Source organism: Antarcticibacterium arcticum, from assembly GCF_007993795.1.
Classification (GTDB): Bacteria; Bacteroidota; Bacteroidia; order Flavobacteriales; family Flavobacteriaceae; genus Gillisia; species Gillisia arctica.
Window position 1 is genome coordinate 2,020,985 of the sequence record NZ_CP042476.1, and the last position, 16,000, is coordinate 2,036,984.

A 16,000-nucleotide genomic window follows, 5' to 3' on the forward strand; every position below is an offset into this window, starting at 1 on the left:
ATATTTTTATTTCAAATTATTTTTTAACCACAAAGGCTTTTGTAGTTCTTGGGGTTATAACATCATTATCATGAGCGTTGTAATGCAGGAATTTATCCTTTAACCTCGTGATTGTTTCCTTGAACTTCGACTCCGTTATAAGGTTCTTCTCCTGCCCAAGATCATTTGCGAGATCATAAAGTTCTGTAGCTTTATTATTACGGTCCACCATTAAAACAAGATTTCCTTCTCTTATAGCACCATCATATGCAAAACCTGCCTGGTAAAGTACAAATTCGTGCAGCGGATCTTCTTCGTTTTGTAAACCTTTAAAAATTGGCAACAGAGATGAACTGTCCATAGCCTGGTCTTCCTCCATGTTTTGCCCGGTTAGTTCATACATTGTGGCAACCCAATCATGGCCCATGATCAATTGATTTGAAACAGAACCCGGAGAAATCACCGAACCTTCTAACGTTCCATCGCCCCATTTCGCTATGAAAGGAACCCTGTGACCACCTTCATAAATGGAGGCTTTATAATCCCTTAGCGGCCCGTTATTATCATGTTCAGGATTGCCATAGCGAGTAATGGCAGGCCATAATGCGCCATTATCACTTGTGAAGATTATAAGGGTATTATCTGCAATACCCTCTTCTTCCAGCTTTGCAAGAATTTTACCTACCTGCAGGTCCAGCTCATAAAGAACATCTGATGTCATGGCTCCTGTCACTCCGTACACCTGCTCATCTATAGTTGATGGATCGCCGTCGAAATCAAATGGCGGGGTATGAGGCACATGTATTGCCTGGGAAGAGAAATACAGCAAAAACGGCTGATCTTTCCCTGTTTGTTTATTTTCCTTAAGGTGCCCGTCTATAAAATCTATGGCAGCATTTGTAAAAATGATCCCTGCCTGGCTGGAATCATAGTCTACATCACCCCGTGCAGGCACTTTTCCTGCTTCAACAATTTCACTTAAACCATTATTACTTACCCGGTAAAATCCATTTGTTAATAATCGGGTACTGGAGTTATCTGCTGGTTTTTGTGGATCAACAGGAACATATTTTCCGTTTTCAAAATAGGCATAGGGTTCATGTTGAATTCCGCTTAACAGCCCCAGCCAGTGATCAAACCCGTGATCATTCAGGTTATCTTTCACCCCGCGGCTGTAATCCATTATATTGAGGTTATCTTTCTCACGTATTACATTCCCTTTTTCGTCAAAGACATCACCTCCAAGGTGCATTTTTCCAAAGAATGCGGTTTTATATCCCGCCTTTTGAAGGATCTCACCCACGGTTATATGGCGCCCCGCTTTTGTCCTGTTTCCGTTATGACTAAATCCGCTGCTGTTATTGACATCCCAGCTACCCCCGGCTCTACCATTTCTATAAGGATAGCTTCCGGTTAACAGGCTAAATCTGGATGGAGCACACAAAGCTGCCGGGGAATGCGCATCAGTAAACCTGATGCCTTGTTTTGCCAGTTTATCTATGTTTGGTGTTGGAACTTTACCTCCGTCTATTCCCAGATCGCCATATCCAACATCATCTGCCAGAATGAAAACAACATTTGGGGCGCTGCGGTCTTTTTCCATCTTCTTCTGCTGGGCGTTTGTCACAGTGCAAAATGGCAGGGAAATAAGGAAAAGGAAAATTAATTGCTGCGGTATTTTGAGTTTAATGTACATAAAACAGATTTTTATAAAGTCAATTATTTTATTTTCACCGGTTTACTTCTCTGCCCTACCCCGTTCTCATTAAAGGCTTCCACCTGGAAGTAATAGGCCTGATCTGTATTTAGAGCTCTCAGCTCATAATTGGTCCTGTCATACATCATAACAGAATTATTCAGCTTATTCTCTTCAATTCCCCAAAAGATAACATATCCCATTGCATCATTTACGGGCTCCCACTTTAAAGTAGCATTACGCCGATCTGTATTGCGGTCAATCTGGATATTTTCAGGAGTTGCAGGGGCTTTGCCATAGCCCTTTCCAAAGACCCGAAAACCGGAAAGCGCCAGGTATTCATTGGGTGTATCAACATTCCGGTATTTCAGGTAACGGGCATCGGTCTCTTTTTCGAGTTCGATATAGGCATGTGGCTGGTCCCGCTCGTTCCCGGAATAATCTACCAAAACACTCCAATTTCCCCCGTCTGTGGAGGATTCGATCTTAAACTGATGTTTTAAACCCGGGGCCCTGCCAAAAACAGCTGCATTAAATTCCTGAAAGTTTATCTGCAGGGCCTTTACCTGCATTACCTCTCCCAGGTCTACCGTCGCCTGCATGCTTTCATCATTGCCGTTTGCCACCCAAAAAGTGCTTATTTGTTCATCTACCAAATTGGCCGGACCAAAACCCTTATCGCTTGCCCGTATAATTGCTTTCATTTCCGGACCAATAACCTGTTGCCTTACTGTATCATTTACTACAGAACTGGCCGTTGCCTTCTTTCCATAAGACAGGAGCATCCACCCGCTAAAGCGGTGTTTATGATCCTTTACCTCTGTATCTGGTAAAAAATGCGGATAATCTCCATAAGCGGTATTAACATACATTTGCCCGTCCTTCTCAAAGCCTGCCGGAAACAGGCCAATCCTGCGTTCAAATTTGTAATTCACGGCAATTGGCATGGTGGCAAAATGCCAGTAGTTGCCATGGTTATCCCTTACAGTACTGCCGTGTCCTGCACCCGTTACATACCCCCCGGGTTTGTATGAAACTGGATTATAAGGGGCGTATTCAAATGGCCCCAGGGGATGGTCGCCCGTATAAACCCCATCTGCATACACATTGAATTCTGTACCCGGAGCCCCGTATTCCAGATAGTACTTACCATTATGTTTGGTCATCCACGGCCCTTCCAGGTAGGGCTTCATTTCTGAAGAATGATCCTGTCCAAATCTTTCCCAGCCGTGCTTCTCAGGATGTAAACTTATTAAAGCTTTAGGCTCCCCTTTTGGCAGGTAATTGTTTTCGGGATCCAGCTCTACCCCATATATGGGATGTACGTTAGAAGATTCTTCATACAGGTAGACCTTCCCATCGTCATCTACTAAGAGGGCCGGATCCTGAATGGAGATAGGAAGGACGCTGTAAGAAGTTTTCCAGTCGCCAATTTCAGGGGTCTCAGTGTGGATCACCGCCATCCTTCCGGAGGGATCACCGGCCACGATCACCTTATCGCCGTGTACAGCCGCTGCCGGAGCATTGCTTCCGTTAAAATACCAGCCCTGAGGGGTGATAAATTCCCAGTTGCTCATATCAGTTGACATCCAATAGCCATAGGACCTGGTAACGAACATAAAATATTTTCCTTTGAAATTGATCACCGCGGGATCTGCCCCGGCCCTGTAGGAAACCCCGGTATAGGAGTTATGGGCCACATAGGTATAATCGATATCTATAGGATTACAATAGGTGGTGTATTCACGACTCCCGGGTAGGTTCTGACTAAATCCCGAAAGAGCCAAACCTGTGATTAGTATAAAGATGCTTAACTTTTTCATAGGTTTAAATTTTAATTATTCTTCTTCCTCAACATATTAGGCGTTGCTACGGTTCGAAATCCCAGATGCCCATGCGATGAATCCATGGTTTGTGGCATCTTTGCCGATACCCTGTAACTGGCACAGTAAGAGGCGTGACATAGATAGGAACCTCCTTTTATGACCTTTGCGTTTAAATTGGGATTATATCCTTTGTAAGCATTCTCTGGCCCCTGCGGATTTTCTGCCACTCCCTTATCCAATAATTTCCGGTAATACTGCGGGTCATAAAAATCTGAAGTGAACTCCCATACATTCCCGGCCATATCATAGAGGCCATAAGCGTTGGGAGGAAATGATTCTACCGGGGCGCTGCCTTCGAATCCATCGGCTTCATTATTATTGACAGGGAATTCCCCGGTCCAGGTATTTGCTCTTTCTTCCAAAACGCTCTCATCATCACCCCAGCTAAACCGTGAATTTTCCTCCCCGCCCCTGGCGGCAAATTCCCATTCGGCCTCCGTTGGAAGGCGGCGTCCGGCCCACTCACTGTAAGCAACGGCGTCCTCATAAGCTATATGAACAACGGGGTGGTCTTCCCGGCCCTCTATAGAACTCCCGGAACCCTCCGGTTGCTTCCAGCTGGCTCCTATCTTCCAAACCCACCAGCGGGTGAAATCGTGAGGATCGTTGATCTTCCCCTCCGGTTTATTAAAAACCAGGGAACCCGGCTGCAGGAGTGAATCTGCCGGTTTTGGAGTGCCGGGTGGTAATTGCTCCTGCAATTCTTCCCAGGAAATTTCTCTTTCTGCCAGGGTAATGTAGCCTGTGGCTTCTATAAACTGGGCATATTCCCGATTGGTCACTTCAGTTTCATCCATAAAGAAACCATCGACATACACAGGGTGGGAAGGTTTTTCATGACCCATCGCCTGTTTATCCTCCTGGGTTGCTCCCTGCCGGATTACGCCGCCCGGGATCCATACCATTCCATGGGGAACTTCAAGGTCTCGGGGCTGCTCTGTGGCCTCATACTTTTCATCAGGCACAGGTTCCTCTTGCTCCCTGTTTTCCTTACATCCAAAGAGGAGTACCGCAATTAGCCAATAAATGCATCGGGTTTTAATCATTCATTAATTTATAAAAAAATGCTCCTCCAAAAAGGCAGGGCTTTTCCAGAGGAGCATCCTAAAAATTGTTACTCTCTACTTTACTGTAAAGCTACCTGTAAATTCACCATCAGAACTTCCGCCAACAAAAAATTCAAATTCTCCCGGTTCAAAGATGAACTCTTCTTCATTGTTATAGAATTTAAGATCCTCTGTAGTGATCTCAAAGTTCACCGTTTGAGAAGCACCTTTTTCAAGAAAGATCTTTTTAAAACCTTTTAATTCCTTCATAGGGGGGTTAAAGACCTTACCTTGTCATGAGTATATAATTGTACTACCTCTGCTCCGGCATAATTGCCAGTGTTTTTTATTGTAGCAGAAATGGTAATGCTCCCACCTTCTGAAAGTGTAGAATTACTCACCTTCACATTGGAATATTCAAATTCTGTATAGCTAAGCCCATATCCAAATGGCAGCAATGGGGCATTTGGAGCATCGAGATAATTAGATTTAAATTTCTCAAACTTAGCAGAAGGAGCCGGTCTTCCGGTTGTTCTCATTCCGTAATAAATAGGGATCTGTCCAACATTTACCGGCCAGGTTGCTGTAAGTTTTCCTGATGGGTTATAATCTCCAAAAACAACATCGGCCACAGCATTTCCTGCCTCCACACCCGGGTGCCATACCTGCAGGATACTTACCGGAAGTTCCATTTCTTCCGGAATAGTTAAAGGTCTTCCACTCATTAAAACCAAAACAACAGGTTTTCCACTTGCCGCTAATTCCCTTATTAATTTTTTCTGACTTTCAGGAATTGAAATATCAGTTCGGCTCGCCGCTTCCCCGCTCATTTCTGAAGCTTCGCCTACTACAGCTACCACAACATCGGCCTTAGCAACCACTGCCATAGCCTCCTTCAGCAATTGATCCGGAGATTCTTTTGAAATTTCTATACGCGGCCCAAAAACATTTACTTTTTTCGCGAAGGTAGAATCATCGCTTATATTAGCTCCTTTTGCATAAGTTATGCTGGCATTAGGTGCAACATTTTTGAAACCTTCCAGCAATGGGATGGAAAGTTGTTGATCCCCGGTTGGAGCCCAGGTTCCAAGCATATTATTCTTGTTATTTGCGAGGGGACCAATTAAGGCAATCTTCGCATTTTTTGAAATTGGAAGGGTATTGTTATGTTTTTTTAGCAGCACAAAAGATTTTGTTGCTGCCTCCCGAGCCTTTGCGCGATTAGCTGCTGTGAGAATATCTTTTTTTGGCCGGCGTTCATCAGAGTATCTGTAAGGATCCTCAAATAAACCAAGTTTGTGTTTAGCCTCAAGAATCCTTCTGGCAGCTGTAGTTATGGTTTCTTCTGAAACTTTTCCTTCCTCAACAGATTTTTTAAGGGTGGTTAGAAATCCTTCCCCAACCATGTCCATATCCAGCCCGGCATTGATTGCCAAAGCCGAAACAGCCTGTAAGTCACCCAATCCATGAGCAATCATTTCGTTTACCGAGGTATAATCAGATACCACAAATCCCTGGAATCCCCAACGCTCACGCAACACATCTGTTAGCAACCATTTATTACCTGAAGCAGGTACGCCATCTATATCATTAAAGGAAGTCATAACACTCCAAACTCCGGCATCTACCGCAGCCTTATATGGAGGCAGGTATTCATTGAACATCTTGGCACGGCTCATATCCACACGGTTGTAATCACGCCCACCTTCGGCAGCCCCATAAAGCGCTAAATGTTTTACCGTAGAGATCATAGTTTCAGGCCTTGATAAGTCCTCTCCCTGATATCCCTTCACCATTGCTTTTGCTATTTGTGAACCCAGGTACGGGTCTTCCCCTGCACCTTCAGCCACGCGGCCCCAACGGGGATCCCGCGAAATATCTACCATTGGAGAAAAATTCCAGTTTATACCATCGGCAGTGGCTTCTTTGGCTGCTATTTGTGCCGTTTCCTTTATCAATTCCATATCCCAACTAGCCGAAAGTCCAAGGGGGATAGGAAAAGTGGTTTTATACCCATGAATCACATCGCTCCCTATAAGAAGTGGGATTTTAAGACGGGAATTCTTTACCGCAAGATCCTGGGCTTGTCTAACCCTTTCAGGACTGGAAACTCCAAACACTCCACCCACATTTCCTGCCTTGATTTTTGTCTCCACATCTTCACTCACCACAGATCCGGTTGCAACACCACCTCCCGGGGTTAAAAGATTGAGCTGACCTATCTTTTCTTCGAGTGTCATTTTTGCAAGTAGCTCTTCTACCTGTGGAATTCTTTCCTGGGCCTGGAGATTTGAAAGCCCTGTAAAAAACAGAACAGCGACAAACAGATTAAATTTTTTCATGTTAGTTATAATTTAAATAATTGATAGTTTCTTTTATTTATTTCACTTCCTGAACTTCAGTTTTATCTGAAATTCCATTCTCATTGAATGCTTCTATACTAAAGTAATATTGGGTATCCCGATCCAGGTTGCGCATAAAATGCTCATTTACATCATAGATCAACCAGGATTGATATAATTTATCTGGTGCTATACCCCAACGAATATTATAACCCTGTGCACCTTTCACAGGATTCCAGCTAAAAGAGGCATCTCTCCGGTCTTGTTCGCGGGACACTTTAAACCCTTTCACCTTTTCCGGTTTCTTCCCCAAACCTTTACCAAATACCCTTATCTCAGATAATGCGAGGTTCTGCCCGGGAACTTCAACATTATTATAGCGCACATATTTTCCCACCACAGGCTTATTTAGTGGTATGTATGCGTTTGGAGCATCTTTATAACTTTTACTTCTGTCTATAACCGTTTTCCAATTTTCCCCATCCTCTGAAACTTCAACCGTGAATCTATGGCGCAAACCTTCAGTTCTGGTATAAATGGCCGACTCCTCATCATGAAAATTCAATTGAAAAGCATAAATGTTTCCGGGGGAAAGCATTTCGATCTTTACCCATTGATTATCATTATTGGCTTCAGCCACCCAGAAGGATTTTGGGCTTTCATCGGTCAATAACTTTGAAACAATTTCACCCCTGTTATTTTTTTCCAAAGGCATTTCGGTGATATCGAAATCCCCATCTGTAGAAGTGCTTTTTCTAACCTGCTTTTTTGAAGAAGAGACGGTTGCTTTTCCTTTGTACGAAAGTAACATCCAGCCATTATGATGGCCGGCTTTCGTGGGATGATCCGGGCCAAATAATGGATAATCCCCATAATTTGTATTGGTATACATTAAGCCATCTTCATCAAAATAGGTAGGAAACATGGATAAGCGACGTTCCCAGTGTGAATTGGATGCCAGGGCCACAGTGGCAAAATGCCAGTATTGTCCATTGGTTTGTTTTACCGTAATACCATGGCCTGCACCGTTGGCAAAACCACCCGGCTTGAAACTCATGGGATTATTTTTCATGTAGGTAAAAGGCCCAAGCGGGGTTTCACCTATATATGCCGCATCTGCATATACATTAAATTGTGTTCCGGGAGCGGCATACTGTAAATAGTATTTTCCATTATGTTTGGTCATTGAGGCACCTTCCATATATCCTTCCTTTAGGGTTGGATGGAAATTGTTTTCACCAAAACGTTCCCACCCGTGTTCTTCTTCAACCAGGTTGAAAAGTTCTTTTTCTACCCCGGTTTCTATAAACCGATCGTCCTTATTGAGCATTTTCACACGAAGCGGATGTACATTTGACGAGCCCCAATACAAATAGGTTTTTCCATCATCATCAATAAATAATTCGGAATCCTGAATATTGTTGGTTATGGATGCAGTGGGTGTCCAGTTCCCGCTTTTGGGGTCATCAGTATAAAGAATACTGCCATAACCTGCGGGATCACCTGCAAAATATACCAGTGAATCTTTATAATTAAAGGCGGTGGGGGCATTGGACCCCTCAAAAAACCATTGTTTTGGTTTAATGAAAGTCCAGTTAATAAGATCTTTGGAATGCCAGTAACCAAAAGAACGGGTAACAAACATGAAGTATTCCCCGCGGTATTCAATAACGGCAGGGTCTGCTCCCGAACGGTAGGAAATATTCTTACTGGAATTATAGACCATATAGGTATAATCAATATCCAGAGGATTAATATAAGTTGCAGGAACTACTTCCTGTGCAGCAATAATGGCATTACATAATAAAGCTGTTATTGTAAAAATTCTTTTAAAATATTTCATCGTTTTCTGTCTTAAACAGATTAATAATTACAAATTTCTATAGTCTATTCCTTTCGTTCATGGGAGAACAACCATTTTAATAAATATGGTTCTGCAAATGCAGAATCCCAGCTATTATGATTGTCGTTTGGATATAAAGATAATTTGGCATTGCCGCCCCGGGAATTTATTTCCCGGGCCATGATTTTTGAATATTCGGGCAGCACCACATCATCTTTTTCCCCGTGGAAAATCCAGATATTAAAGCCAGGACGATAATTTTTTACAATTCCGGGATCTGCCCCTCCACAAATTGCGAATGCCGCAGCAAACATTTGCGGTTGACGGGAAAGGAGTTCGAAAGTACCCATTGCTCCCATGGAAAGACCACCCACGTAAATTCTGTTTTGGTCTATATAATCCTTTTGTGTTACAGAATTCAGAAGAGCCTGCACCAAATGTAGGGCCTTGGTAGGCTCCTCCTCATTCTTAAAATTAAACTGGTAAGGAATGCTGTCTCGTTTTACTTCCACCTTAGCCCAATAATCATCCTTAGGTGCCTGGGGAAATATCACAATTGCAGGAAACTCCTCTGCTTTCTTCAAAAACAGTTTGCTCCCGTGTGTTAATTGGGATTCATTATTATTTCCTCTTTCTCCGGCTCCATGAAGGAATAACACCAGGGGATATTTTTTGTCTTCTGAAAAATCCTTCGGAAAAAGTATTCTGTAGTTCAAAGTATCCTGCGCCAGGATAAATTGTTCTTTCTTATATTCTTCAAGATCCTGAGCTACTGATGAAGCTGATATTAAAAGAAATAATAAAAGAAAAACAGAAGCTATTCTTTTCATAACATATATTTTATTGAAGGCCTTAAAGGTTTTCCTAACCTGCGAGGCCTAAATAGTTTTTAATCTTTACGTACGTTGGAATACTCTTCAGAAGAAAATCCTAGTTTTCCCAATCCTTTCTGAACTTCCGGTGCACCCATGAAAAGGTCCCAAATAAGTCCGGAACGATGATTTTCTATCATAACTACAATAGGCCCCTGGTCAATTGCGAGATATTTCTCGGCAACCCAGGGAGTTCCTTCCAGGCTGTATGCATCATAAAATCCTGCCGGGCCCCACAACAAATCCTTTTGCTCTTCATAGAAATAACGCATTGCCCTCATAGATTCCTCGGGGGTATAAGGGAGCGAGGATAAAGCCGCGGTAGGTGATACTACACCCCTGTCATCATCTGGAGAATGGGCTGCATAGCCTATACCACCGTCTTTGTTTTTGGTATAACTGGCGGTAAGCCCCCAGGAATTTTCATTGTATGTTTCAAAACCTTTAGGATTTTCCATACAATAGTTATAGTTGATCTTGCTGTGATTTACATTGAGGTCCCAGTAATTGGTATATTGATCACTAAGCCCTTTCGGGTTTAATCCCAAATAAGAGTAATGAGCCCAGAATAAAGGGCCTCCCTTGTCTCCTCTTGTATTATGTTTTAAAATTAAAGGCAGGGCATAGGCCTCAACATCGGTCGTTATTTTTCCGTTACGGGCCCAGCCTTTTTGGTAAGCATCCGGATGAATGGAATGATTTGGAGAAGAAGCCGCCATAACATAGGTAATAAGGCACTCATTATAACCTTCTATCATAAAGTCCATTTCCCATTGATAATTTGGGGACCAGTGCCAGTAGATACCGTCTTTGTTATTTGTATACCAATTCCATTCTATAGACTTCCAAAGTTCATCATATTTTTGAGCCACCGCTCTTTCAGCATCAGATCCATTTTTTAAATATTCTCTCACAACGATGAAGCCCTGGGCCATAAAAGACGTTTCCACAATATCCCCCCCATTATCTTTTGCACTAAATGCCTGGGTTTCGCCTGTTTCCCCATTTATCCAGTGAGGCCAAACTCCATGAAACCTTTCGGCCGTATTAAGGAAATCGGCGATCTTGTCTAAACGGGCTACGGCTGAATCCCTGGGAATAAATTCGCGTTCAATACCGGCAACTATGGCCATTAAACCAAAGCCCGACCCCCCGGTAGTCACTACGTGTTCGTCATTTTTAGGATATACTCCATCAGGGTGATAACGCTCACGGGCCATTCCTGAATTTGGCTCGGCATAATCCCAGAAGTATTTCAGGGTTTGTTTCTGCACCAGATCCATAAGGGCATCATCAGATAATTCCCCCGTTCCTGCAACTTCTTTCTTCTCTGCCACTTCCCGGTCTTTGCTCTCTTTACAACTGATTCCTGTTACCATTAAAAGCAGTAATAAAATAATTCTCAAATTGATCATATAAAAATTTTTGTATGCTGTTTTATCTAATAATTAAAATCGAGGCGTGTAAGACCGGCCTGAACTTCTTCATCTGCCATAAAAAGATTCCATACCAATCCTGTTCTGTAATTCTCGATCATTGAAATAATTGGCCCCTGGTCTATTGCCAGATACCCATTGGCAACCCAATTGTGTTCTTCTGAAAATGCATCATAGAATCCATACGGCCCCCATAATTTACCCCCTTGTTGCTCATAAAAATACCTTAGAGCTTTCATAGACTCCACAGGCGTATATGGAAAAGAAGATAATGCGGCGGTGGGTGTAATCACACCTTTATCATTGGTTGGGCTGTGAGCCTCGTACCCCTGATAACTGTCACTTGCCGTTAAACCCCAGGAATTTTCACTATAACCTTTATAATTTTTAGGATTATCAATTGAATAATTATAATGTATTAGGCTATGCGCCTTGTTTTGCTGCCAGTAATTGGCATAACGATCACTTAAATTTGTGGGGTTAAGTCCAATAAAAGAGTAATGTGAAAAGAATAAAGGGCCACCAAACCCGGGACCTAATGGAAGAGAATGCCCATAATGGCTCCTGTTAGTTACCATGCCGCCGCCGCTGGCCCAACCCTGGTGGTAGACTTCAGGTTCAATTGAATGTGTAGGAGAGGATGCTGCGAGCACATATACTATAAGGGATTCATTCCATCCCTGGATCTTCAGGTTTTTTTGAAACCCAAAATTTGGTGACCAGTGCCAGTAAAGAACATTTTCACCCCTTGTATACCAATCCCATTCTACAGCTTCCCATAATTTTGTGATTCGGTTCACGATACTTGCTTCATCTGAAAAATATTGCCGGTTAATAAGGAGTCCCTGCATTAAGAAAGCTGTTTCTACCAGATCCCCTCCGTCATCCATATTTCCAAATGGTCTTGTTTTTGCCGTATTATCAAGATACCAGTGGGAAAAGGCCCCATGATAGGTTGGAACCGTCTCCAGGAAATTGAGTATTTTTTCAAGACGTTGAACGGCCTGGGCTTTAGATATCCAACCACGCTCAACCGCCACCGGAAAAGCGGCAAGACCAAAACCTGACCCTCCCATGGTTACAATGTTTTTACCTTCACCACCATAGGCATCAGCCTGAGAACGCTCTTTGGCAAGCCCTGAATTTGTACCCGCAAATTCCCAGAAATATTTAAAAGTTTGTTGCTGCACCTTTTCCAAAAGTGCTGCATCACTTAATTTTTCACTATTTCCGGGGCCCGGAATATAGGGCTCCTGATATCCTGGACCATCATCATTCGAGCAGGACCATAACAATAAAATAATTCCAATAAAATATAAAAAATTCCATTTCCCTGTGAGCCTCATTTCTCTTTCTGTTTTTTATAATTGATCTTAGTAAATATCTTATCCAAGCAGTAAAAATTTCTTTTTATTTTCAAATAGGATCCCGTTACCTCTTATATTTTGATTAAGAGATAGCAAAATTCGATTACTAAGAGGGGCCTATTTCTTTTCTCTTATTACAAGAGAAGTACTACTATTTCCTTAATTAAAGAATTAGTTTTAAATTAAAACAGGCCCGGTATTCCCAGGGGAATCCCAGACCTGTTTTCTTTTAATTGGACATTGCATCCTGAATTTCGGTAGGAGTAAGAACTTTGTTATAAAAGCGTAACTCATCCATATAACTTTGGTCAGACAAGTGACCCCATTCTGTGAACCTTGGAGCCCCGGACATTATAGAAACCAGATCGGTTCCGGTCCAGTCTATACCGCTGAAAGCAGATTCTTTAACCGCTACTCCATTTATATACACAATGGCTGAAGTTCGCGATATTGTGAAAGCTAAATGTACCCAGCCTGCATCATTGGCAACATCGGCAGCTGCACCGCCATCAACCCAGGTATCAGCAGTACCATTACCAACATTCAGTTTAAAACGTTGATGCCCGGCTGCTCCGTTTTCACGGAAAAATCTAAATCCGAACTTTCTGTTATTCTGTGTCTGTGGAAATCCTGCATTGCCTGAATCTTCCGGTCCTACTACTATAATACCTGCTCTATTTGGGTCGGCATTTAATTTATACCAGAAAGTTGCACTAAACTCCTCACCCAGTAAACCTGCTGAAGGTAGCGTAAGATATGAATCGGCAGCGCCCGCGTAGGCATCACTTCCTTTTTTACTTTCCCCTGCAAAGCCGGGTGTTCCTACAACTGTTACTTCACGATTTGAGACCATATCTTTAAATTGGCCGTCAAAAGGCATATGTAACGTAACCGCTGAAGCGTTGATCAAATTTTGAATATCGCTTTGGGATAGTACATTATTAAAAAGTCTTAATTCGTCGATTAAGCTATTGGTATCAGATTTATGATTCCAGTAACTAAAGGTTTCCCCACCCGCACCAACAGTTAGCTCCTCAACACCCGTCCAGTCTATAGGCGCAGACATGGTTCCAGTGCGTAATGGCATACCGTTCACATACAAAATACTTTCTGTAGCACTTATACTAAATGCGATATGTACCCACTCTCCTGTAACATCAATACTTCCACCATCATTCCAGCTTTCTCCAGTGCCTGTTCCTACATTTAATTTAATAGTTTGTGTGGTACCAGACCCTTCTCTGAAAAGACGGAAGCCCTGTTTACGATCTGTTGCATCATCACCTGCCACAAGGATCCCGGCACGGGCTTCATCTGCACTTAGTTTATACCAAAATGCTGCACTAAATTCATTGCCAAGATCAGCGTCATTAAGAGGCACATTTATATAAGAATCGGCAACCCCCCGGTAGCTTCCTGTTCCAAGAAAAGAAGTGGTGGAAGTTCGTGGGTTTCCTATTTCCTCTGCGGTATAAATATTGACCAATTCCATAAAATCCCCGTCATAAGGCATATAGAAAAACTCTCCGGCATATTTTGGAGAATAAGGAGGTTCTTTACTAAAATTCACCTCTTTGGTAGTAACATTCCCTGAAATATCTGTAGCTCTTACCGTAAGGGTATGTTCCCCATTGGTAACATTATCAAATGCTATGGTTCTCTTTACAATCCGGTAATCTAAAAACTCATCAAACATCGCTATTTGATTTCCATTTACCATTACCTCAATTTTATCTACCTCAATATCATCTACAACTTCCAGTCTAATGTTGATAGCAGCTACAGCGCCGGGGATTTGTATAGTAGTCCCTTCAGTAGGGTATAAAATTGTAATTTGAGGAGCACCGGCATCGGGTCCTGGGTCTACTGCGGTAATAGGATCAATCCCATCATACTCGCAGGAGGAAAACCCAAAAACGAGAAGCAATAGATAAAGAGAAGATTTTATATAATTTTTCATACCTATTAATTTAGCTGATTTAATATTGAATTCATCGTAGCACTAGTCCCAAGGGGCAAGGCATCAATTTGCGCCTGTGGATAAGGCAAATATTCTTTATCTGCAGTAAAAGTTCTACCGTCGTAGCTTAATTCTGCATACTTATCGTGGCGTATCATGTCATAGTACCTGATTCCCCATTCCATGGCTAGTTCAGCAAATTTTTCATCAAGTACCTGGGCATGGGTCACACCGGTAATTGATGGGAGACCTGCCCGGTTTCTTACTAAATTTACTGCTTCATCCGCAGATATCGCACTAGGCGTTCCTCCAAGAGTAACAGCTTCTGCATACATCAATAGGATCTCGGCATAGCGAATTACTATCATATTTTTTCCTGCACTATAATCATTTCTTCCAGGAGTTAATTGAACAGAAGGCAAATAATGTTTCCCGCTGGAAAAGAGTCCCCTTTCAAAATCGTTGATCACATCGCCAGAGGGTGTGGTATTATTTACAAAGGAAGGAAGATTTGTATATCCATCTGCCTGAAGTCTGGCAATTCCCCTGTTGGTAAATAAGACACTAGTTTGTAGTCTTACCTGTTCATTACGATCAAGCATAAATTTTATAAATTTCAAACTTGGCTCATAAAAACCCCATCCGCTTTGTGCATTAGCGCGTGCCGGAGTCCAGTTTTGAGGACCAAATGGCGCATATAAATGATAAAGCGCATCACCTGAAGGAGTTCCATAATCTGAATATTGTAATTCCAATAGGCTTTCATTACTTAATTCTCCGGGCATTTTGAAAAGTTGATAAAAATCCGGAAACAATGAAAACTTTCCTGAGCTTATAATTGCCCCCGTAGCACTTGCCACTTCATTATAATTTTCCAGTTCTTGGTTTGCCAGCGCTTTTACGGCATAAGCGGTATAACGAGTTACCCCACCCCGAATGTCTGTTCTTTCATTAGGCCTAAGATCTGGCAGATCCAGGATTGCCATATCCATTTCATCTGAAATAAACTGCATTACCGCTGCTTTAGACGAAACACCTGCCTGAAGTTCCTCTTCCGGCTGATTTGAAGTAATAATGAAAATATCTTCCCACACTCTAGCCAGGTTAAAGTGTAAATAGGCTCTCATAACCATAATTTCGGCAATGTACTGGTTCGCCAGGTTAGCATTGGCTTCATCGGCAAATTCCCTGAAATTTTCAAGCTGTAAAATGGCCGTGTTCATGTTGATGATATCATTGTAATGTACATTCCATAGGGAGTTGTACATCCAATAATCCTTATCGTATTGGTACATATCAGTATCGGCAAAGGGTTGTTGATCACCTAAACCTCCGGCATTTACATCATCCCCTCTTACCCCTAATAAAAGAGGTTCTTCCCATCCCCGGGTGGCCATCTCATAATAGGCACCAATTAGAGGTTGGATCATTAAACTGGCATCTGTATAATCAAGGTCGCCTGTATTTAATTGACCTTCCCGTAAATCCAATTTATCGTGGCACGAGCTAAATCCCACTCCCATTAACAGGAAGAGAAAAAGAATTTTTGTTGAATTATATTTTTTCATAATAA

Annotated in this window: 9 protein-coding genes and 1 pseudogene; all 10 read right to left on the reverse strand. The window is 42.4% G+C overall.

Going from position 1 to position 16,000, the window contains the following annotated elements; genetic code table 11:
• Positions 1–16 precede the first annotated feature (16 nt).
• The 10 genes and pseudogenes from FK178_RS09175 to FK178_RS09220 all read right to left on the reverse strand — a co-directional run bounded on the left by FK178_RS09175 (position 17) and on the right by FK178_RS09220 (position 15,995).
• Positions 17–1,675 carry a sulfatase family protein gene (locus tag FK178_RS09175; protein WP_146833885.1) on the reverse strand — a complete coding sequence of 553 codons (1,659 nt, stop codon included), beginning with the start codon at positions 1,673–1,675 and terminating at the stop codon, positions 17–19.
• A 23-nt stretch (positions 1,676–1,698) separates the two neighbouring features.
• On the reverse strand, positions 1,699–3,498 hold the full coding sequence (locus FK178_RS09180; RefSeq protein WP_146833888.1) for a family 43 glycosylhydrolase: 1,800 nt from the start codon (positions 3,496–3,498) through the stop codon (positions 1,699–1,701).
• A gap of 11 nt (positions 3,499–3,509) precedes the next feature.
• A complete protein-coding gene (locus FK178_RS09185; RefSeq protein ID WP_146833891.1) occupies positions 3,510–4,607 on the reverse strand; it encodes a formylglycine-generating enzyme family protein in 1,098 nt (365 codons plus the stop codon).
• Between the two features lie 75 nt (positions 4,608–4,682).
• Positions 4,683–6,949: pseudogene (gene bglX / locus FK178_RS09190) on the reverse strand (beta-glucosidase BglX).
• 37 nt (positions 6,950–6,986) lie between these two features.
• Positions 6,987–8,792, reverse strand: a complete 1,806-nt coding sequence (locus FK178_RS09195; protein WP_146833894.1) for a family 43 glycosylhydrolase — start codon at positions 8,790–8,792, stop codon at positions 6,987–6,989.
• Positions 8,793–8,836: 44 nt separating this feature from the next.
• Positions 8,837–9,622, reverse strand: coding sequence for a carboxylesterase family protein (locus tag FK178_RS09200; protein ID WP_146833897.1), 786 nt, complete (start codon positions 9,620–9,622; stop codon positions 8,837–8,839).
• Positions 9,623–9,681: 59 nt separating this feature from the next.
• Positions 9,682–11,079, reverse strand: coding sequence for a glucoamylase family protein (locus FK178_RS09205; protein ID WP_146833900.1), 1,398 nt, complete (start codon positions 11,077–11,079; stop codon positions 9,682–9,684).
• Positions 11,080–11,105: 26 nt separating this feature from the next.
• The gene (locus tag FK178_RS09210; protein ID WP_146833904.1) at positions 11,106–12,446 is read right to left on the reverse strand and encodes a glucoamylase family protein; all 1,341 of its coding nucleotides are present in this window, start codon (positions 12,444–12,446) and stop codon (positions 11,106–11,108) included.
• Positions 12,447–12,696: 250 nt separating this feature from the next.
• Positions 12,697–14,427 (reverse strand): LamG-like jellyroll fold domain-containing protein, encoded by a 1,731-nt coding sequence (locus tag FK178_RS09215; protein ID WP_146833907.1) that lies wholly within the window; start codon positions 14,425–14,427, stop codon positions 12,697–12,699.
• Between the two features lie 5 nt (positions 14,428–14,432).
• Positions 14,433–15,995: a RagB/SusD family nutrient uptake outer membrane protein gene (locus tag FK178_RS09220; RefSeq protein WP_146833910.1), complete on the reverse strand. Its 1,563-nt coding sequence runs from the start codon at positions 15,993–15,995 to the stop codon at positions 14,433–14,435.
• Positions 15,996–16,000: the final 5 nt, after the last annotated feature.